Raw genomic sequence first — 19,389 nt, 5'->3', positions numbered from 1 at the left:
ACCTCAAAGAACAAGGGAGAGCCGGGTGTCCATCTTCAAAGAAGAATATAGAGACCTCCCGCCGAAGGGGGACAAACTGTCCGATGTGGTCGTTCTTGCACAGGCGTGGAAGAAGTCTCACACCTTCATCCGTCGGCACAATTGGTATGCCGACGTGTTGGAGCTGGACGCGTCGACCATCGACCTGGAAAACCACTTGCTGCAGTGGGCGACGGACGTTGGCCAGGCCGACTTTCGGCCCAAGGACTTGCTGCTGGTTCCGGCACCCAAGAACGCGCGTTGGTCGTTTCGCCCGGCGACAGCCGACACATCAGGCGATGAGTTGCTGGCGCTTGACCTTGATGACTTGGGCAACGAGCCGACGTTCGATGACTGGGCGCCCAGCGAGCCAAGCCATTTGCAAGAGCGTGGCGGGGAGTCGAGGCAGGCGCAGCCCAGCGTGAAGCTGCGGCCATTGGCCCACCTGTCGATTCGCGACCAGACCCTGGCGACGGCGGTGATGATGTGCCTGGCACCGGCGGTCGAGTCCGCCCAAGGCGACACGAGCGGCACCGATGTACTGGCGGCCCGCACCAAGGGCGTCGTGAGCTACGGCAACCGGCTGCACTGCACCTGGGCCACCGACGTTGGCGGCAAGCCGCGCGCCCAGTTCTCCTGGGGCAACAGCCGGACCTATCGCCAGTACTTCCAGGACTACCGGGCCTTTCTTGCGCGGCCGCGCCGCGTCTGCGCAGAATGGGCGGCCCGGCTGCCGCCGAAGCGGGAGCTATTTGTGGTGTCGCTGGACATCAGGTCGTTCTTTGACTGTATCGACCGCGGCGCCTTGCTCGCGGAGCTGAAGACCCTGGAGGTCGAGTACCAGACGGCACATGGGCTGCCCGAGTCGGCGGCCTCCGACCCGACGTTTTGGGAGCGAGCTGAACGAATCTTTTCCTGGAAGTGGCGCGCTCACGAGCAGCACGAAGCCGAGCTGATTCACGGCGGAGAGCACCCAGAGCTCGAGATTGGCTTGCCCCAGGGACTGGTGGCCTCGGGATTCTTCGCCAACGCCTATCTCGTTCGATTCGACCGCGACTTGCAGAAATCGGCGGCTGAAGGTGCCGTGATTGGTGACGGCGTCAAGCTTCTGGATTACTGCCGCTATGTCGACGACATGCGCCTCGTCGTCGAAGCAAGGAGTGGCCCTGGCGGCCTCGGCCAGGCTGCGGTGCTGGAACGTGTCAAACGGCACGTGGCCGCTGCCCTGCAAGTACATCGCGAGCGCATCGGCGCGCAGAAAGCGCTCGAGCTGTCGGCGGAAAAATGCGTGGTCACCTCGTACCGGGCAATTTCGGCGCAGAGCCACGTGTCGGCCCTGATGGAAATGCTCAACGCCGAGCTGAGCGGGACATTCGACCTGGAGTCGCTGGCGCAGGCGGCAGGTGGTCTGGACGGTCTACTATGGATTTCAGAGCAAATTGAAAGTGCTGCCGACCTGAAACCTTCCCGCTTGGCATTGGCGAACGTCGCCGTGCCCAATACGGACGTGCGCGACGACACCGTGAAGCGGTTTGTCGCAACGCGCATTGCCCAACTGATGCGCCACCGCCTGGCCATGACGGATCTTGAAAGCCCAGCAGGCTTGGCCGAGACCATGAGTGAGCAAGTGACGCAAGGCGCGGTGTTGTCGCATGAGTTCGAGTCCACGGCGCGCAAGCTCATCAAGTGCTGGGCCGAGAACCCGGCGCTGGTTCTGCTTCTGCGATGCGGCCTGGACCTGTTCCCGCACCCCCGCCTGCTCAGTCCGGTGACCGAGGCGCTCAACATCAAGTTGTTCGACCTGGCTGCGCAACTGGACACTGCAAAGCGCAGGCAGGTGCGCGTGGCGGAGTACGTCCTGGCCGATCTTTTGCGGGCGGGCGCGGTGGAGACTGGCTTCCGTGACTCGGAGGAGTACCCGGACGGCGTGGATATCCAGGGCTACCGCGAGGACCTTGGGGCAATGGCCCGCCGCGTCCTGACTGAGCGAACGTCGTCACCCTGGTACTTGCGCCAGCAGGCACGCCTCTATCTGGCTTCCATCGGAGATGTATCGCTTGCTGCAGCAGTTGAACCTGCCCCTGAGGAGCAGATGTACGCCGCATTGCAGCGGGCGGCGCTGTTTACGCCGGCACAGGGTGATGGACTGCGGGACGCCATCCCCCTGGCCATCGTGGCGCAGCAACTGCAGCCGAATGCGCGGCGCTTCGGTGTGTGGTTGTCGGAGGGACTGCGGCACACGGACGACGAAGAGGTCCGAGAGGCGGTGGTGCGCTCGGTGGCGCTGGGCCGTCCGGACTTGCTGATGGCGGCGCTGAACGGCCGGCGGGCATCGAACTGGCGTCAGTTTGTCCCGGCTGCACTAGTCCAGGCCAGCAAACGGTCGAGTAGCTCGCGAAAGTACCCAGCCAAGTTGAATGGCACCCAGCGTCTATTGCAGATCATCAGCGAGTCAAACAACCTCTTTGACCAGGAGAACGCTCTGCTCATGCTCGCGGAAGCCTTGCTCCGTCACCCCGGTGTCGAGGAGCATTTGTCGGCGGGAGCAAGTGCGGCCGACATCGTGCTTCGATGTGAGGACTGGTCGAGGCTGTTGGAACTGCCCGGGGAGGATGGCTTTCTGCGTGTGGAGTCGATTGCGGAAGGTGACGCGGCAAACCCCTTGTACGCCAACCCACCATGGGTGGCGCAGGAGAAAGCCTGGCTATACGGTTTGGGACGCATCCTGCGCTCGGCCCTGACCGGGGAATTTGACTTTACGAGTCGCCGATACCTTATTACTGAGGAGGTGGGTCGCTACAGCGGACTGCGCAGCACTTGGTTCAAACGTCGCTTCGGCCTTTTGAACTCCGGGCGCGGTCTGCTGGACGAGCCAGGACCGGTGTCGCCGTGGCTCTCCAGCCTGCTTTCGACGCTACTGCAATGGCCAGGAGTCGAGTTCCGCGTGAATGCTGCGTCGGCAGCAGCCGATGTCCGGGCGGCATCAGAACTGCTCACGCTTGTTCAAAAGCGAATTGAGGTGCAACGCTCACTGTTTGGCCGCCGAAGCAAGACACCGATGTACGTGGTGCCTGTCGATGACGACGAGCCTTTGCAGGACCGACCACTGCGTGTGGCAATCGTTCAGCCGATGCGCCCGCAGCGGGAAGAATTTGATAACAAGGACCCGACACATTGGATGCCTGGAACGCTGGCCGAGCATCGCCGCCACCTGGCCGAGGTTTGCCGGCTGACGCACCAGAAGCTCAAGACTTGGGCATCGGCAAGGCCTGCGACGGCATCGAACCAGACCGACGACCCGGTGGTCGACGTCATTTTGTTCCCTGAGCTGGCTGTGCACCCGGAGCACGTCTCCCTGCTGAGGCGGCTTTCGGACAAGGTACGGGCCAACATCTTCGCCGGCCTGACTTTTCTTCACTCGCCCAAAGCGAGCGGTACCGTCAATCAAGGCTTGTGGCTGATTCGCACTGAATCGGCAAGCCATGGTCGCGCGTTTCAGTATGTTTGGCAGGGCAAACTCCATCCGATGAAGGACGAGGTCAAGATGGGAGTCAAAGGCCATCGTCCACACGTGACGCTCGTGGAGTTGCCGATTGGCGCCAAGTCGCGCACCCGTATCGCCGCAGCCATCTGCTACGACGCCACGGACCTGGACCTCGTGACCGACCTTCGTGACCGCTCCGACATGTTCCTGGTCGCTGCATTGAACCAGGACGTTCAGACGTTCGACAACATGGTAGCGGCGTTGCATTTCCACATGTACCAACCGGTGGTGCTTGCCAATTCAGGCGAGTTCGGCGGTTCGACCGCGCAGGTGCCGCTGCCCAAGCACGAGCGCCTCATTGCACATGTGCATGGGAATCAGCAAGTCGCCGTCAGCGTGTTTGAAGTTGACCCATCGCCATTCAAGTCGACAGCGACGGCCAAGGCTCCGAAGGCGTTGAAGGCATATCCGGCAGGTTACAAGGGACGGCCCCAGTGATTGGCGCTCGACGAGTGAAATCAGAGGTAGCAGGACCCTATGACTGACACATTATTCAAAGAAGTTCACTACTCGCTGGGTGGCCTCATCAACGACATCGGCCTCGGCCGCATCGGCCTGCCCGACATCCAGCGCCCCTTCGTCTGGGCCAACGCCAAGGTGCGCGACCTGTTCGACTCGATGTACCGCGGCTACCCGGTCGGCTACTTCCTGTTCTGGCAGACCGGCGCCGACGGTGCGGACACCAAGGTTATCGGCGATGCGAACAAGCAGAAGGCGCCGTCGCTGCTCATCGTGGACGGGCAGCAGCGGCTGACCTCGCTGTACGCCGTCATCCGGCGCGAGGCGGTGCTGCGCGAAAACTTCGAGCGCGAGCACATCCGCATCGCCTTCCGACCGCAGACCGGCACCTTTGCCGTGCCGGACGCGACGACCGAGCGTGACCCCGAGTACATTCTCGATATCTCCGAGGTGTTCAGCCGGCCAACGCACAAGACCATCGGCGAGTACCTGAAGCGCTTGACCGCTGCGCGCGAAGTGTCGGAGGCCGAAGAGGAAAAGGTGGCCGACGCCATCGGCCGGCTGGCCGGCCTGACAAACTTTCCGTTCATCGCGCTGGAGCTGTCGCAGCAGTGCACCGAAGAGCAGGTGGCAGACGTCTTCGTGCGCATCAACAGCGAGGGCAAGAAGCTCAACCAGTCGGACTTCATCCTGACGCTGATGTCGGTGTTTTGGGACGATGGCCGTACCGAACTGGAGAAGTTCTGCCGTGCCGCACGCCAACCAGCGCCCGCCGGCCAGGCCAGCCCGTTCAACCAGATTTTCCAGCCCGACCCCGACCACTTGCTGCGCGTCGACGTCGGCGTAGCCTTCCGGCGAGCCCGTCTGGAGCACGTCTATTCGTTGCTGCGCGGCAAGGACCTGGCCAGCGGCGAAGTCAGCCCCGAGCAGCGCAAGAGCCAGTTCGACAAGCTGCGCGATGCCCAGGGGCGAGTGCTGAACTTGACCTACTGGGCGGACTTCCTCAATGTCGTCCGAGCTGCCGGCTACCGAAGCGAAAAGACCATCAGCTCGGTCAATGCGCTGGTGTTCGCCTACCAGCTGTACCTGCTCGGCCGCACCGAGTACGACGTGGAGGGCTTCAAGCTGCGCAACGCCATCGCGCGCTGGCTGTTCATGTCGCTGCTGACCGGGCGCTTTACCTCGTCGCCCGAATCGCGCATGGAGCAAGACCTGGCAGAGCTGCGTGAGCTGAAGACCGCTGGTCAGTTCCTCGACCGGCTGGCGACCGTGGAAGCTGCGACGCTGACGAACGACTACTGGACCAAGACCCTGCCGCTGAACCTGGCAACGTCGGCTGGGCGCAGTCCGGCGCTGTTCGGTTTTTATGCGGCGCAGACGCTTCTTGGCGCGCGGGCGCTGTTCTCGCAGAGCCCGGTGGCGGACCTGTTGGACCCTCCAGCGCTGGGACAGAAGAAGGCGCTGGAGCGGCATCACCTATTCCCCAGGCAGTACCTGAAGAAGCTGGGCGTCGAGAGCGTGCGTGACATCAACCAGGTTGCGAACTACGCGCTGGTCGAGTGGGACGACAACATCGCCATCTCAGATGCTCCGCCCACCGAGTACTGGGCCAAGTACGCCGAGCGGTTCGACACCGAGACGTTGGCGGCCATGATGGGCTGGCATGCCTTGCCGCCGAACTGGTGGAAACTGAGCTATGACGATTTCTTGGTCGCCCGGCGGCCACTAATTGCCGATGTCATTCGACAAGGCTACGTGAAGTTGTCTGGAGGGGCGCAATGACCCCGCTAGACCGTCTGCGCCTGGAGAAAGCAGCATCCGATTGCGGCTTCGAGATGACCGCGATTTCGCATGCGGATGGACTGGAGCTTCGGTCGGCCCGGTTTCCGGAGACAGTGCTGGTGCAGGTGGCTGGCGAGAATGCCTTCGAGGTCAGCGCATCGGACCCCGCGCTCCTTGATCTGAAAGCGGGTGGCCAGGCGATGCAGGTCGAGGGATACGGCGAGCTCTACGCCGTGCTGCGCACAACGGCGGCTCACGCACGAACCAAGCCGAATCGGGTGGCCGACGAGTTCAAGATAAAGACGGCCGCAATGCCCAAGACGACCGAGGCAGAGCGCCTGGGCGTCCAACGCGTTGGGCAAGGCCTGTTCCGCGGCGCTCTCTTGGACTACTGGCAAGGGAAGTGCTGCGTCACGGGTCTGGACGTGCCGGCGCTGCTGCGGGCATCTCATATCCGCCCCTGGGCCCAGTGCGACACCGACGAGCAGCGGCTGGACGTGTTCAACGGCCTGCTGCTGGCGCCACACCTGGATGCGCTGTTTGATGCCGGGTGGATAACCGTCGACACGGCAGGTGTGGTGCAACTCTCGGCAGGGTTGACCATCGAGCGGCGCGCGGCTCTGGGTTTGATGCTGCCGCTGAAGGTTTCGGGCCTGCGCGCCGAGCATCAGGCCTACCTCGAGTTTCACCGGCAGCATGTCTGGGCTGTCGATGCCTGCGGGTATCTCAGCGGCCGTGACGAGTCTGGTTCAGGCTGGCTGCCAGAGCGGACATGAGCCACAAAGGAAGTGCCGACGCGGCTGCGGGCGCAAAGGAGGAGTGCGGTCGAAGCGCTGCCGCCGGACCGCTGGCGACCAAGCAAGCCTTGCTGATGACCACGGTTGAGTGTCGCACGCGATTGAGATGATTTCACTGCGTGCCCATAAAGCGGCGGCGCTGCCCGGGTGTCATCCGCGCTGGCTGGACCCACAAATCCTTGAGTTCGCGAGGATATTTGGTCGCATGGTATCGCGTCCACAAAAATCTGCATATTCAAGCGGATTTATTGCCAAACTCTCTCGCCTGATTGAAAATCCTCACAATTGAAAGGATTAATCATGCATATACCCATCCCCAACGCCGCCGCGATCGGCCAGGTGGTGCGCGCCAGCCGCAAGGCGCAGAAGATTCGCCAGGACGATGCCGCCGGCAGCATCGGCGTGAGCGAGAACTTCCTGGGCAAGATCGAGCGCGGCGGCGAAACCGTGCAGTGGGGCAAGCTCTTTCAGGTGCTGGAGGGCCTGGGCATCCGTGTCATGGTGGACGTGCCCGAGAGTGTGGCGGCTTATCTGAACGACCCGGCCAACCACAAGGGTGGGGCATGACTGGCCGATCTTTGCGCGCATCGATCAACCAGCAAGAAGTTGGCCGCTTGCAGGAGGTGGCGGGCCTGTGGAGCTTTCAGTACACCCCGGACTGGCTGGCCAACCCCAAGGGCTTTGCGCTCAGCCCGCACCTTCCCCTGTCGGCGCAGCCTTTGCTGGACGGCGCCAGTCAGCGCCCGGTGCAGTGGTACTTTGACAACCTGCTGCCAGAAGAAGATCAACGGGTGCTGCTGGCCAAGGACGCCCGGCTGGATGCGGCCGACGCCTTCGGCCTGCTGGCCTGGTACGGCGCGGAGTCCGCCGGGTCGCTGACCTTGCTGCCGCCAGAGGCCGCACCGCAAACCACCGAGCCCCTGCGCCCCTTGCCCGACGAGGCGCTGCAGGCGCGCATCCGCCAGTTGCCCAGGGCGCCGCTGACGCACGCCGCCATCAAGCGCATGTCGCTGGCCGGTGCGCAGCACAAGCTGGCCGTCGTTCTGCAAGATGGCGCACTGTTTGAACCGGCGGGCGCCACGCCTTCCACCCATATCCTCAAGCCCGATCACCCGGACACGGACTACCCCCATTCCGTGATCAACGAATGGTTTGTGATGCGGCTGGCGGGGCGGCTTGGGCTTGAGGTGCCCGAGGTGCATCGGCGCTACGTGCCGTCACCCGTGTACCTGATCGATCGCTTTGACCGGGTTGCAGCTGCGCAAGGCTGGCAGCGCCGCCATGCGATCGACGCCTGCCAGCTGCTGGGGCTGGATCGCAGCTTCAAGTACAGCCAGGGCAGCCTGGAAAACCTGGCCGCGCTGGCCAAAGCCTGCCGCAGCCCGGCGGTGGCGCGCTCGCGGTTGTTTGGCTGGCTGGTGTTCAACGTGCTGGTCGGCAACAGCGATGCGCACTTGAAAAACTTGAGCTTTCTGGTGTCGCACGAAGGTGTCCAGCTGGCGCCGTTCTACGACCTGCTCAGCGTCGCCACATATGACTCACCGGCCTTCGACAAAACCGGCTGGCCTGCACACACCCAGCTGGCTTGGCCGGTGCTGGGCGTGCGGCACTTCTCGGACATCCGCCGGAACCTGCTGCTGGAGGCCGGTGCCGCGCTGAATCTGGTCAAGGGGACGGCCGAGCGCCTGCTGGAGAGTCTGCGCAGCCGCATCGTTGCCGAGGCTGAAGTGCTGTATGCCGAGGTCGAAGCCGAGAACGCCCGGATCGCCCAGGCGCGTCCCGAATTGGCGGCCACGATGGCGGGCGAATCGCGCTGCCTCAGAGCCATCTTGCACACCGTTGTCCACGAGATGGCCCGGCAGATCGCCGCGTGATCGCCGACCGCGCAGGTGAGGCGCACACTCTTGCACACAGGTAAGTACATGAGTGCATAATCCGATCATGAAGCGGACGTCAGCAACTCAGCTCGCTCCCCCGGCTGGGCCTGCCCGTCGCGCCTCGGGCAGTAGCTCTCGCTCCGGCCAGCTGCCCGAGGGCGACGTGCGCCTGACGGCCAACATCCGCGCCGAGCTGCACCTGGCCCTGAAGATCCGCGCTGCCCGTGAGCGCACCACCATCGGCGAGCTGATCGAGGCCTGGGTGGCGACCTGGAAGGAAAGCGACTGATGGCGAGCAAGAAGTCCAAGAGCTCGACGCCCGCTGCCGCCTCCCCGGCCATCCGCGACCTCCTGAAGGGCGCCGAGACCCCGTCGCAGCAGCTGGCCCGGCTGGTGACCCAGTCCTCGGGAGCCGCTTCGACCGTGAAGCGCTACACCGAGACCGACCACACCCTGGACTCGCTGGACCTGCTGGTCGAGCTCAGGCAGGCCGGCGACGAGGCGGTGGCCGGCAAGCTGGACCGCTACGAACGCATGCTGGCCAGCCAGGCCCTGACGCTCGACTGCATGTTCCAAAACCTGGCCGAGCGGGCCGGGCGCCAGCAGACGCTGCCGGGCCTGGAGACGCTGCTGCGCATGGCGCTCAAGGCCCAGTCCCAGTCCCGGGCCACCGTCGAGGCGCTGGCGGCGATCAAGAACCCGATGCCCTACATCCGGCAGGCCAACATCGCCCAGGGCCACCAGCAGGTCAACAACGGCCGGGGCAGGGCGCGCGCGGAGAAATCCGAAAGCGCGCCAAACAAACTATTGGAGGTGCACGATGGCCAACGGCTGGAGCCTGGAGCGCAGGCAGCGGCAGGCCGAGCTGATCCGGCGCTGGCGGCCGTGGGAGAGATCGACCGGGCCCAGGACTGAAGAGGGCCGGCAGGCGGTGGCGCGCAACGCCTGGAAGGGCGGGCAGCGGCCGCAGCTGCGGGAGCTGGCGCGGGCGCTGGAGGCGGAGCTGGTGTGGATGCGGCGGCCTGTGGAGCCCTAGACCCAGGCCTGACGCACCCGCAGGTCGTCCCCCGCCAACGAGCATGCCAACCGCCAGCCGGTGACCCGTGCATCAATCGCGGGGACCGCTTGGCCTGATGTCCGCAGCTCGCCCTGAGCGAGGCGCTGACACTGCAGGGCAGGCCGTGGCCTTGACCGGCGACGATGCAGGTTGGGCAATAGCAGTCAGGACAGCTGCAGGAGATGGCATATCTAGATGGTCACCGTCTGGCGGTGTAGGCGAGGGCACGAAAACGACCTTGATAGCACCGTGAGCCGGTGTAGACGGCGCACTCTCTACACCGTGAGACGGTGCTATGACGGGCCTCTCTACACCGCGAGACGGTGTAAGGCTTGCGTTTTTGCGATAGGCGCCGCGCTGGAAACTTTCTGCGGTGCCCACGTCGTAGCCGGGCAGTCTGTCCAGCGTGTACCAGGTGATGGCGTACCAGCTCGCCTTGTTCGGACGATGGCCCTTGACGGTTTCGTGAATGAACCCGGCTTCGATCAGCTCGCGCTTGGCTCTGGTGATGGTGTCGTTCGACTTCCAGCCGCGCTTGGCCAGATAGGCTTCGCTGGCCAGCAATCGCCCGTTGTTGTCGCGCACGTACTGCCGCGCCAGCTCAATGAGCAGACTGCGCGCAGGATGGCTTAGACGGGCGTAGGCGGGGCTATCGAGCACGTCCCAGGGCACAGCAGCAAACCCGCCTGCTACGCGGCTGGAATCGCCCTTGCTGCGCTTGTCGCGTCCCATCTGCTACCCGATCAGCTTGTGAGGCATCAGCGGCGCCAGCGCGGCCTTTGCCCTGGCGTGGGCTTCGTGGTGGTCTGCGGCCCCCTGCATGGCCTGTGCGGCGATGTGCTGCGCGGCGATCAGCAGGGCTTTCTGCGGAACACCAGCGGCGGGGCGCTGGCCCGACTCGACGCCGGCCACCTTGTTGACCATCTTGTTCATGTTCGCATGAACCCAGCGTTCATTCGGTGAACCATCGGCCAGCAGGTGCAATTGGTCGTGCAACTGGTGGTAGCCGGGCAGGTATTCGACGTGCAGCTCGGCAGCGCGGCGGGCTTCACGGAAGGCCAGCACCAGCTTTGCCTTGAGGGACACCACGCGCGGCGTGTTGCGGCTCAGACTCAGCAGGAAAAAGGATTGATCCTCGTTCAGCAGGGCGAAGCGCTCGCGCTGCCCACTAGGCGAAGGTTCCATTTGAAATGGAAGCTCTCCCATGCCCTTGAAGTCGCCAGCGTAGCGATCCACCAGCGCCATGACGGCTTTGTGCTGGTTGCCCAGGTGTTGCGCCAGCAGGCGGCTGTCCACGCGCGCCTCGGCTTTCTTGGTGACAAGGGTCAGATTCATTTCGCCCCCTGCTTGCGAAGCCAATTGGTGACCGACTGCGCCACCCAGCGGGTACAGCGCAATCCGTCCTTGACGGGGGCGGGAAACTGGCCTGCGGCCACCTTGCGGCGGATGGACGATTCAGACAGGCCGGTAACGGCGACCACGGTGCGGATTCTCAGCAGCGCCTCGGGGATTTTGAGACTGTCCAGGGTTTGGACTGCGATTTGGTGGGCGCGGCGCGGCCGGCGCTTGCCGTCGTCCTCAAGCCAACAGTCGAGCGCCCTGGCGGCGGTGATGAAGTCCTGGCCGTGTTCGGCCATGTGATAGGCCAGCACGTCGCCGCCACGCGCACCCCAGCCAGCCATGCACACGAATGCGCCGGTGGCGGTGTAGATGCGCATGGAGTCGTGGCCGTGAAAGCGGCATTCGGTGGTGCGCCACTTGCCCTTGCGCTCGCGGAATTTCAGGGCGGCGGTGCCGGTGTAGTAGTCGCTGGGGGCGGGCAGGCGGGTGCGATCAAAGCTCATTGCACACCCCCAGCACGGCCTTGATGCCGGCGACCGGCCAGGCCAGGCGGCCGTTGATGCGCACGGGGCGCAGTCCTTCGGGCCAAGTCTCGGCGCAGGCCCAGCCGCGCAGCGTCTGCGGGCGGCGGTTGAGGTAGTACGCGGCCTGGGCGGTAGGAACTGCAGGCTGGGTCAGATCGCGCAAACGCGGGTAGGTCGGCGGCTCGGGTGAATGCGCCGGGCCGCGCGGCTGCGATTCATCGATACAAATTTCGCCAGTCAGCAGCGTAGCCTCTGGCTTCTGTTCCCATTGTGCGAGCGCCGCGGCGTTCGGCGGGTAGGCGCATTTCATTTCGGTAGATCCTTCTACCGCCGACCACCAGGGGCTGCCCACGCAGCCCGCCTCGTTCAGCAGTGGCTCTACTGTTTTCGGGGCATCACTTGCCCTCCAAGCACTTCGATCACGCCGGAACCCGCATGAATGCTAGGTTTCATGGGGCAAGTTTTGCTCCGCTGAGTTGTGCCCTATTTGCCCCTCCGCGGGACAATAGACCGCTTCCGATAAGCACTGGCCGATATGCCTTTGAGAAAGTGGCGCTTGATGTAGGCTCCAGTCAGTGGTCCGCCACTGATACCCATGGTGCCGTCCTTGCGCAACTTTCTGGCCACGTAGTCGGCAATCATTGATTGGGCTGGATGCCTGTCGGCGGCGACTTCATCGGCTAGGTATTGCTTCGCTAATCGGACAATCTTTTCATCGAGATCGAGCTTCAATTTTTCCTTGGCACTGTCGAGGTCTGCCAAGACTGCGTGCCGCGAAATTGGCTTGGCTGGCTCTTGACGCGACTCAGATACAGGTTCGGACGAGGCATCCGGCGTTGGGCCGTCGGGTAGCCACTTGCCACCCGCATCGACGTACTCCTGGAACCATGAATGGACCGTGAGGCCGTTGGCTTTCGCCATTCGATGCCATTCCGCGAGCGTGTGATCTGCACCTTCCTCCTCACACCACATCTGCAGATGCCGGTGGTAGTCAACCATTGTTTTCTCGTCGAGGCTCTCGCGCCAAGCTATGTCGTCATCGTTGGAGAAAGGGTTGAACCCGCTCAACAGCATCGCGGCGTAGGCCGGCTTGACACGCTGCCTCGCACACCACTTGTCCGCGTTCATGACATGGTCCCACCAACCGACCGCATGAACTTTGGCTTCTTCCGTAGACGGCCGCCTATTGCCGTGGAGCCATTCGTCAAAAAGCTCGTCTCCTCGCAGCGCGGGATCTGGACCGCCAATGGGGTGTGCTGAAACACTTCCTACTTTGGGAGATTTTTTGGTCATGGTATGAGGTACGACAGTCCGGACGATGTCTTGGGCTGCAGTTCGTTGTCGCCGCCGGTCTTGTTAAGCGCCAGCGTGTGTGTTGCCTGCTCCTTCAACTTGTGGTGCGTCAGCACCACCTTGCTAGCGGAACCACACATCGTCGCCGGGCTGCCATGTGTAGCTGTACTGGTCACCGTCAAGCGCAGGCAACGGCAGCCTTGGCGCGTCGTGCCGTCTGCCGTTTTGGCACCTTCGGCTTGCTGACTTTCACCACCGGCCCCATGCCGGCCGTTGCAGCCATGTCAATCAGGGTGTCCAAGGAAAACAGGTTCACCTTCCCGCGCACCAAGTCGGACACGCGGGGCTGCGTCACCCCGAATAGCTCGGCAGCTTGCGCCTGCGTCATGCCCTGCTCCCGGATGGTTTCGGCAAGGTTCATCATCAACTCGGAGCGTGCACGCATGCTCGCTGCTTCCTGCGGGGTGTTCTCGATAGCGTCCCAGACGCTGGCAAATCGGCGGCGGTCTGTCATGTCGCAATCTCCTTCATCAAGGCTTTGAAGCGCTTGCGGGCCAAATCAATATCGCGCTGGGCGGTCTGCTGGGTCTTCTTCTGGAAGCAGTGCAGCACGTACACGGCATCCACCAGCTTGGCAACGTACACCACGCGGAACGTCCCGGCTTCGTCCCAGACGCGAAGCTCCATGGCCCCGGTTCCAATCGAAGGCATCGGCTTGGCATCGTCGGGCTGTAGGCCGTGCTGCACCCTGTCCAGTTGATAACCGACATCGCGCATGGCCGACGGCGGGAATGCCCTCAAGTCATCCAATGCGGTAGCCCGAAACTCAATCGGCTTCATGGCTGAAGTATATAGATATTTGTATGTTTCGTTGGTTCCCGACGTCACTTCACGGTCTGTAGCTTGCCCTGCCTAGCTGGGGCGAAACAGTCAGGCGCGCTCAGGCGTCACGCTCAGGCGCAGGCCCACGGCGTGCAACACCTTGTGCAGCGTGGCAATCGTCGGGTTGCCGTTTTCGCTCAGGGCGCGGAACAGGGATTTCTCCCCTACGTCAGCACGGCGCGCCACCTCGGCCATGCCGTGGGCCTTGGCGACGTGGCGCAGCGCCAGCAGCAGCGCGGCGGGGTCTTCCAGCTCGATAGCGGCCTCGATATAGGCGGCGGCTTCCTGGGGGTCTTTCAGCGATTCTGTGAGCCAGGCTGTGTAACTGGCATCGCGCGGCGTGTTCATGGTTTGCCCCTTTCCTTCCAGTCGTTCAGATAGCCGATGGCGCGGTGGATTTCGACCTCTTGGCTGCCCTTGTCGCTGCCACACAGAAGCAGCACCAGCAGCGGGCCTTGCTAGCTCAGGTACACGCGATAACCCGGCCCGTGGTTGATGCACAACTCTTGCACGCCATCGCGCAGCGGCTTGCAATCGCCCATGTTCCCCGCCTCTACCCGTGTCAGGCGGGCGCGGATTTTGGCGCGGGCGATGCGGTCGGAAAGGCCATCAACCCATTGCACAAACGGCGCGTGCCCAGTGTTGTCGGTGTAGATGCGGATTTCCACGATGGTATCGCAAAACGTACTGTTATGCGGTCACGGCCCACAGCTTGCCCGGCTCCTTGGCGGCGTTGAAGGCCACGCCGGCCTGCTCCAGAATCTACGCCCCGAACCTTTCGTGATGTTGGCGCAGCAAGTCCAACTGGTGTCCTCAGTGTTCTTTAATCCTCGTCTTTTGTGCCGGGCAGCAACTGGCCCTGCATGCGACGGGCCACGGCCGCCTCGATGGCGTCGAGCACATGCGCCTGCACGCGGTCGGCGAAGCGCTTGCGCCGGATGTTCGAGAGTTTGCCGCCGTTCTGGTAGATGGTGACGATCAGCGTGGCCAGGTCCGTGCCGCGCAGGTCGTGGCGGTCGTTGATGTAGCGCGCCACGTCGTCAAACAGGCCCAGGAACTCCACCTCCCGCCGCAGGTGGATCTCCAGCGAAGCCTGGGCCATGGCCAGGGTGAAGGCAACGCCCTCGGTCACATCCATGTAGCGGAACCACACATCTTCGCCGCGCTGCCAGTTGTAGCTGTACTGGTCGTCGCCCGACCACAGCACCTGGCACAGCTCGCGAGCGGGCCGGCTGAATGCCGTCAGCGCTTGCAGGTATTGCTCCTCGTGCTTCCTCATCGCCACCGACACGGGCAGCAGAAAACCCGCAGGCAGCGCGCCCGACTGCCCCAGGCAGTGGTGAATCAGAAAGCGCGACAGGCGCCCGTTGCCATCCATGAAGGGGTGCAGAAACACAAAGGCGAACGACACCAGCCCGGCGTGCGCCAGCGGGTCCAGCGCTGCGGGGCGCTGGTTCGACAGGGCCATGAGCTGCTCCATCAGCTGTGCGCACAGCTCGGGCCGGGGCGGCACGTAGGTCACACCGACCGCGCCCAAGGCATTGCCCTGCAGGCGGTTTTGCTCGGTGCGGAACTGCGTCGCCTGATCGAACGGGTTGCTGACGGTGGCGTTCTGCAGCTCGACCAGATAGTCCTCGGTCAAGGGACGCGGGTCGTGTGCCCGCTTGAGCAGCGCGGCAAAGCGGCTGGCCTTGTCCTCGGTGGGTGTTTCACCCTCGATGGCGAATGATCCCTCGGTCTCGCTCAGATACGCCCACGACAGGGCCCGCTCCAGCAGTTGCGGGCCGATGGCGGCGGCGAACGCCTTGGCATGGGCCAGCACGTCATGCTGCAAGCCCTGCAGCACCGCATCGGTCTTGCGCACCACAGGGCAGAAGGCCAGGTCACCCAGCCCGTTGAAGTCCACCCGCCAGCGCGCATTGCGCCGCGATGCACCGGTCAGGTAGGCCGCCGGGTCGAACATGGGCACATAGGCGGCCGCCACGGGGTGCTGCTCCACCGCCTGCATGGGGCGCTGGTGGGCAGCTTCCCACAGCAGGCACAGCTTACGCACATAGGCCCCGTTTGGCGTGCGCAAAAACTCAGCCTCCATGTCCTCCTGGCCGACCTGGCGCAGGGCCGCCGTCAGGTAGTCCAGCCGAACCCCTTCGTGCTTGATGGCAAACAGGGCATGATCCAGCCAGCGGGTGCCGGGCGCCAGCTTGGCGGGCACCAGCAGCGCTCCCTCGGGCAGCCGCTGCAGGCTCTGCACAGAGGCCAGCCGCGCCTTGTGGGCGCCCAGAAAGTCCGGGGCCCGTAGCGCGTCCTGAATCCAGGCGTAGCCAATGGCGATACTCATGTCAGTGAGGCGTTGAGAGGCGGAAAAAGCTTCAGTGCGACGGGAATTTTCTCAAAATTCCATACACGATTGATATTTTTATCAGTTTTCCGGAGTGCGGTCGACACGTCCGAGCGGTTGGCGGACGGAAAAATTTTGTACCCACAGGGATTTTTTTCAGAACTCGTCCATCAGTGCGGCTTTTATTCAATCATGCCGGGCAAGGACGCGCCGCTGCTTGCCTTGGCGCACGAAGGAGCAAGCCAAGGAAGGATGCGGCCAAATAGGCCTCAAGCGATTTCTGGATAAGCACCACAAGCTATTTAATCAGGAGCGTCTTCGGCGCGCGCCAACCAGCGCACATCGATCCGACCGCTGGCATTACACGAAGCCATTGACCTCCATCATCTCGTCGCGCGCACCTTGCCCGATTCGGACGGAGGATGAAATTCGATACCCGTCTGTTCCAGCATCCAGGTTTCGATGCGCTCATGGTGCACGCGCAGCAGGTCCAAGGGGCGCACGCGGTAGTGTTTCTCTGCCGTGGCGCTGGGCTTGTGGCCTTGAATCTGCGCCACCACGCCGGCAGGCAGTTCCAGCCATTCGGCCAGACTGCCGAAACTGCGACGCAGGCCATGCAAGGTCAGGTACTCGACACCGGCCTCACGGCAGGCGTCAACATGCGGCGAGCGCGGCGTGGCTATCGGCGTGGGCTTGGTGGCGCTGGAGAACACCCATTCATTGCGCCGCGGCAGGCCGGTCAGCAAGAAGTGCACATAGGGCGTCAGCGGAATTTGCCGGGTGCCATCTTCACCGCCTTTGCTTTCGGCCTTGTCGCGCAGGGTGATGCCACGCCATTGCAGGTTTAAATCGTCCCAGCGCAGGTCCAGCAACTCGCCGGGGCGTGCTCCCGTCAGCAGCAGGATTTGCAGGTAGGCGGCAGGCACTGGGGGTAGGGCGCGCACGGCGGCAAACCAGACGGCCAATTGCTCGCGCAGCAGGGCGTCGGACTTGGGCTTTGCGCGGCCCAGCGGTTCGCGCACTGCTCGGCCGCTGGCAGCGTCGGTGTTCAGCAGCCCGGCATAGGCCTTCTGTTCGCCGCACCAAGTCATGAAAGCTTTGAAGCAGCGCAGCGCCAGCCGCGCCGATGTGGGCCGGGTCTTGGCTTCGTGCTTGGCCCATGCCTGCATGGTGTTGGCATCCAACTCGCCCAGCCGCAGGGCGGCCAGAGCGTGCAACGGCCCGGCGATGGTGACGCCCCGGCCACGGGTGCCACGGGTTGCCTTTTCACCACCGGGGCGAATCAGCCTCACATGGTCAGCATGGTGCCGGGCCCCCCAGTGCGAGCGGCGGGCTTCAATGTAATCGGCCCATGCCTGGCCCACCGTGACGGCCTGGGCCACCTGCGCGGCCTTCGCAGCCCGAGCCTCGGCTTCGCGCTGGCGCTCCAACTCGCGCGGGTCTTGCCCGGCATCCAGGGTTACACGCAGGCGGTTCGCTTCGGCACGCGCCAGTTCGATCGTCCAAGCGCGCACGTCACCCAAGGTGCGGCGGATGGTCTGGCGACGCAGCTTCGCTTCGAACACGTAGGACTTGGTCCCCCCGGCGGTCACGCGCACGCGCAAGCCGGGTGCTTTGCTGTCGCGCAGAAAGGCTTGCTGCTTGCCGGGCGGGCAGGTCAGGCGGTCGATGACGCCGGCTGTCAGATCGACGGCGTTCGCCAAGTCGGGGGCTTCAGTCTTGCGTGGCCGTGCCATGGTTGTAGGAGCTGGGGCTGCAGAGCGGCTACATGGCTTCGGAGTCTGGCGGAACGTGTCCGCTGGTTTTCCATGTAGCCACTATGTAGCCACTATGTAGCCAGTTTCGCCCTATTTTGCCGAATACCCCTCAACACTACAAGAGTAAATATTTCCATAACTCATTGTTTTAAAAAGAAAACATCAATTTCAATCAACACCCCAGAACCCATACTCCTGCAGACTGTTAATCCGTAGGTCCCTGGTTCGAGCCCAGGTCGGGGAGCCAAATACCGCAAGAAGACCCTGCTACTCAAAAGGTAGCGGGGTTTTTCTTTTTCCGGGCCGTATTACGGTTCAGGTGTGCTCATGGCGGGTCACGGCCAGTTGCAAGCCAGTGGCTCAGCAACAGGCATTGCAGGTAGGCCGACTGGGCGTGGCAGCCGTCAAGGGCTTGGTGCGGACGGGGTGGGCCGCGGTCCCTGCGGCAGCAGGCGCAGCAGCCAGCCGCCGATCAGCGTGAAGGCCAGGCAGGGCAGGGCCGAACCCCACTGCGGCCAGTAGGCGCTGCCCAGGTGAAAGCAGGCGATGCCGGCCAGCCACAGCAGGGCAGGGCCTGCGCGCACCGCGCGGGCCGCCGGCAGGTCGCCGCCCGCCAGCTGCGACAGCACCACGCCGAACAGCGGCACGAAGACGGAGCTGAGCAGCAGCAGGAAAGGCTCCAGGCTGTGGATGGGCAGCGCCAGCGCGGCGGCCGTGGCCAATGCCGCCAGGCCGATGCCCAGGCGGCGAATGCTCCAGCGCGAGCGCGTCAGGTAGTGCGCCGACACCGCGCCCGAGTGCACGTCGCCATAGGCGTTGTCGACCTCGTCGATCAGGATGAAGCCCAGCGCGATCAGACCGCCCTGCGCCAGCAGCATGGTGGCCAGCAGGTCGGCGTCGGCCGGCGCCGTGGACACCACCACCACGCCCAGCGCGTAGCACCACAGGTTGGCGACGATGTAGCCCAGCCAGATGCCCGACAGCGTGCCGCGCGCGCTGCGTCCGTAGCGGGCGTAGTCGGCCACCAGCGGCAGCCAGGACACGGGCATGGCGATCACCAGGTCCAGCGCCTGCAGCGCGCTCATCTCGCCGGTGCCGGGGCGGCTCCACCACGCCGTCAGACCCTGCTCGGCCAGGCGCGAGCCGAACTGCCAGCTCAGCCAGGCCAGCGACAGCACCACCAGCGGCAGGCCGAAGCGGCTGACGAAGCGCCGCACCAGGCCCACCATCGAGCCCGCGGCCAGCGCCATCAGCAGCGCGCCCCACAGCAGCGTCAGCACCGGCGCCGCCCAGGCGCCGCCCAGGCCCACGCGCTGCAGCAGCGCGGCGCTGCCGTCGCGCATGATGACCAGCTCGAAGGCCGTCCAGCCCAGCAGCTGCAGCACGTTCAGGCCCACCGGCAGGAGGGCGAAGGAGCGCCCCAGCGCCGAGCCGATCAGCGCCGAGCTGGACAGCCCGTGGCGCGCGCCCAGCGAGCCCACCCAGGCCAGCAGCCCCGCGCCCAGCATCGAGCCCAGCCCGATGGCCAGCATGGCGTCGCGCGGCGACAGCGCCGGCATCAGCGCCGCGCCCACCTGCATCACCAGCAGGCCCACGCCCAGGCTGAACCACAGGGCCGCGTGGTCGAGCGTGCCGAAGCGCCGCTCGTGCGCGCCGATCGGCAGGGCCGCGCCGTGCGCGGCGTCGGGGGAGGAAGGGGTTGCCATCGGCTTGCTCCAGG

Annotated in this window: 20 protein-coding genes and 1 pseudogene; 8 read left to right on the top strand and 13 right to left on the bottom strand. The window is 64.3% G+C overall.

Annotation, left to right across the window (positions count from 1 at the left end; all coding sequences use genetic code 11):
- Positions 1-25: 25 nt before the first annotated feature.
- The 8 genes from H6927_12080 (at position 26) to H6927_12045 (ending at position 9,392) form a co-directional block, all read left to right on the top strand.
- On the top strand, positions 26-4,000 hold the full coding sequence (locus H6927_12080) for a reverse transcriptase (GenBank protein MCP5218834.1): 3,975 nt from the start codon (positions 26-28) through the stop codon (positions 3,998-4,000).
- Positions 4,001-4,039: 39 nt separating this feature from the next.
- Positions 4,040-5,803 carry a DUF262 domain-containing protein gene (locus H6927_12075; protein MCP5218833.1) on the top strand — a complete coding sequence of 588 codons (1,764 nt, stop codon included), beginning with the start codon at positions 4,040-4,042 and terminating at the stop codon, positions 5,801-5,803.
- Positions 5,800-6,579 carry an HNH endonuclease gene (locus H6927_12070; protein ID MCP5218832.1) on the top strand — a complete coding sequence of 260 codons (780 nt, stop codon included), beginning with the start codon at positions 5,800-5,802 and terminating at the stop codon, positions 6,577-6,579. The genes H6927_12075 and H6927_12070 overlap by 4 nt, the downstream gene beginning before the upstream one ends.
- Before the next feature lie 127 nt (positions 6,580-6,706).
- Positions 6,707-6,889, top strand: coding sequence for a hypothetical protein (locus H6927_12065; GenBank protein ID MCP5218831.1), 183 nt, complete (start codon positions 6,707-6,709; stop codon positions 6,887-6,889).
- Between the two features lie 11 nt (positions 6,890-6,900).
- Positions 6,901-7,167: a helix-turn-helix transcriptional regulator gene (locus H6927_12060; GenBank protein MCP5218830.1), complete on the top strand. Its 267-nt coding sequence runs from the start codon at positions 6,901-6,903 to the stop codon at positions 7,165-7,167.
- On the top strand, positions 7,164-8,474 hold the full coding sequence (locus H6927_12055; protein MCP5218829.1) for a HipA domain-containing protein: 1,311 nt from the start codon (positions 7,164-7,166) through the stop codon (positions 8,472-8,474). The genes H6927_12060 and H6927_12055 overlap by 4 nt, the downstream gene beginning before the upstream one ends.
- 67 nt (positions 8,475-8,541) lie before the next feature.
- A complete protein-coding gene (locus H6927_12050; GenBank protein MCP5218828.1) occupies positions 8,542-8,766 on the top strand; it encodes a hypothetical protein in 225 nt (74 codons plus the stop codon).
- Complete coding sequence (locus tag H6927_12045) at positions 8,766-9,392, top strand: hypothetical protein (GenBank protein MCP5218827.1); 627 nt, start codon at positions 8,766-8,768, stop codon at positions 9,390-9,392. The genes H6927_12050 and H6927_12045 overlap by 1 nt, the downstream gene beginning before the upstream one ends.
- 193 nt (positions 9,393-9,585) lie before the next feature.
- Here H6927_12045 and H6927_12040 read toward each other — a convergent pair whose 3' ends face one another.
- The 13 genes and pseudogenes from H6927_12040 to H6927_11980 all read right to left on the bottom strand — a co-directional run bounded on the left by H6927_12040 (position 9,586) and on the right by H6927_11980 (position 19,375).
- A complete protein-coding gene (locus H6927_12040; GenBank protein ID MCP5218826.1) occupies positions 9,586-10,266 on the bottom strand; it encodes a helix-turn-helix domain-containing protein in 681 nt (226 codons plus the stop codon).
- Positions 10,267-10,269: 3 nt separating this feature from the next.
- A complete protein-coding gene (locus H6927_12035) occupies positions 10,270-10,869 on the bottom strand; it encodes a Rha family transcriptional regulator (GenBank protein ID MCP5218825.1) in 600 nt (199 codons plus the stop codon).
- Positions 10,866-11,171, bottom strand: a complete 306-nt coding sequence (locus H6927_12030) for an AlpA family phage regulatory protein (GenBank protein MCP5218824.1) — start codon at positions 11,169-11,171, stop codon at positions 10,866-10,868. The genes H6927_12035 and H6927_12030 overlap by 4 nt, the downstream gene beginning before the upstream one ends.
- 196 nt (positions 11,172-11,367) lie before the next feature.
- Positions 11,368-11,562, bottom strand: a complete 195-nt coding sequence (locus tag H6927_12025) for a DNA-binding protein (protein MCP5218823.1) — start codon at positions 11,560-11,562, stop codon at positions 11,368-11,370.
- Positions 11,563-11,882: 320 nt separating this feature from the next.
- Positions 11,883-12,527 (bottom strand): hypothetical protein, encoded by a 645-nt coding sequence (locus H6927_12020; GenBank protein MCP5218822.1) that lies wholly within the window; start codon positions 12,525-12,527, stop codon positions 11,883-11,885.
- Positions 12,528-12,688: 161 nt separating this feature from the next.
- On the bottom strand, positions 12,689-12,832 hold the full coding sequence (locus H6927_12015) for a hypothetical protein (GenBank protein MCP5218821.1): 144 nt from the start codon (positions 12,830-12,832) through the stop codon (positions 12,689-12,691).
- A 38-nt stretch (positions 12,833-12,870) separates the two neighbouring features.
- Positions 12,871-13,206: an XRE family transcriptional regulator gene (locus H6927_12010; GenBank protein ID MCP5218820.1), complete on the bottom strand. Its 336-nt coding sequence runs from the start codon at positions 13,204-13,206 to the stop codon at positions 12,871-12,873.
- A complete protein-coding gene (locus H6927_12005; GenBank protein MCP5218819.1) occupies positions 13,203-13,532 on the bottom strand; it encodes a type II toxin-antitoxin system RelE/ParE family toxin in 330 nt (109 codons plus the stop codon). The genes H6927_12010 and H6927_12005 overlap by 4 nt, the downstream gene beginning before the upstream one ends.
- 90 nt (positions 13,533-13,622) lie before the next feature.
- On the bottom strand, positions 13,623-13,922 hold the full coding sequence (locus H6927_12000) for a putative addiction module antidote protein (protein MCP5218818.1): 300 nt from the start codon (positions 13,920-13,922) through the stop codon (positions 13,623-13,625).
- Positions 13,919-14,242 (bottom strand): annotated as a pseudogene (locus tag H6927_11995) (type II toxin-antitoxin system RelE/ParE family toxin). Before H6927_11995 ends, H6927_12000 begins: the two are co-directional and overlap by 4 nt.
- Positions 14,243-14,397: 155 nt before the next feature.
- Positions 14,398-15,816 carry a Fic family protein gene (locus tag H6927_11990; GenBank protein MCP5218817.1) on the bottom strand — a complete coding sequence of 473 codons (1,419 nt, stop codon included), beginning with the start codon at positions 15,814-15,816 and terminating at the stop codon, positions 14,398-14,400.
- Positions 15,817-16,295: 479 nt separating this feature from the next.
- Positions 16,296-17,648 carry an integrase family protein gene (locus tag H6927_11985; protein MCP5218816.1) on the bottom strand — a complete coding sequence of 451 codons (1,353 nt, stop codon included), beginning with the start codon at positions 17,646-17,648 and terminating at the stop codon, positions 16,296-16,298.
- Positions 17,649-18,073: 425 nt separating this feature from the next.
- Entirely contained in the window at positions 18,074-19,375 is a 1,302-nt protein-coding gene (locus H6927_11980; protein ID MCP5218815.1) for a cytosine permease, read from the bottom strand.
- Between the last annotated feature and the right edge of the window lie 14 nt (positions 19,376-19,389).

This window comes from Burkholderiaceae bacterium (assembly GCA_024235995.1).
In the GTDB taxonomy this organism is placed as follows: domain Bacteria; phylum Pseudomonadota; class Gammaproteobacteria; order Burkholderiales; family Burkholderiaceae_C; genus Ottowia.
Note: the sequence above shows the minus strand (reverse complement) of the source record. Positions and strands in the feature narration are given on the sequence as shown.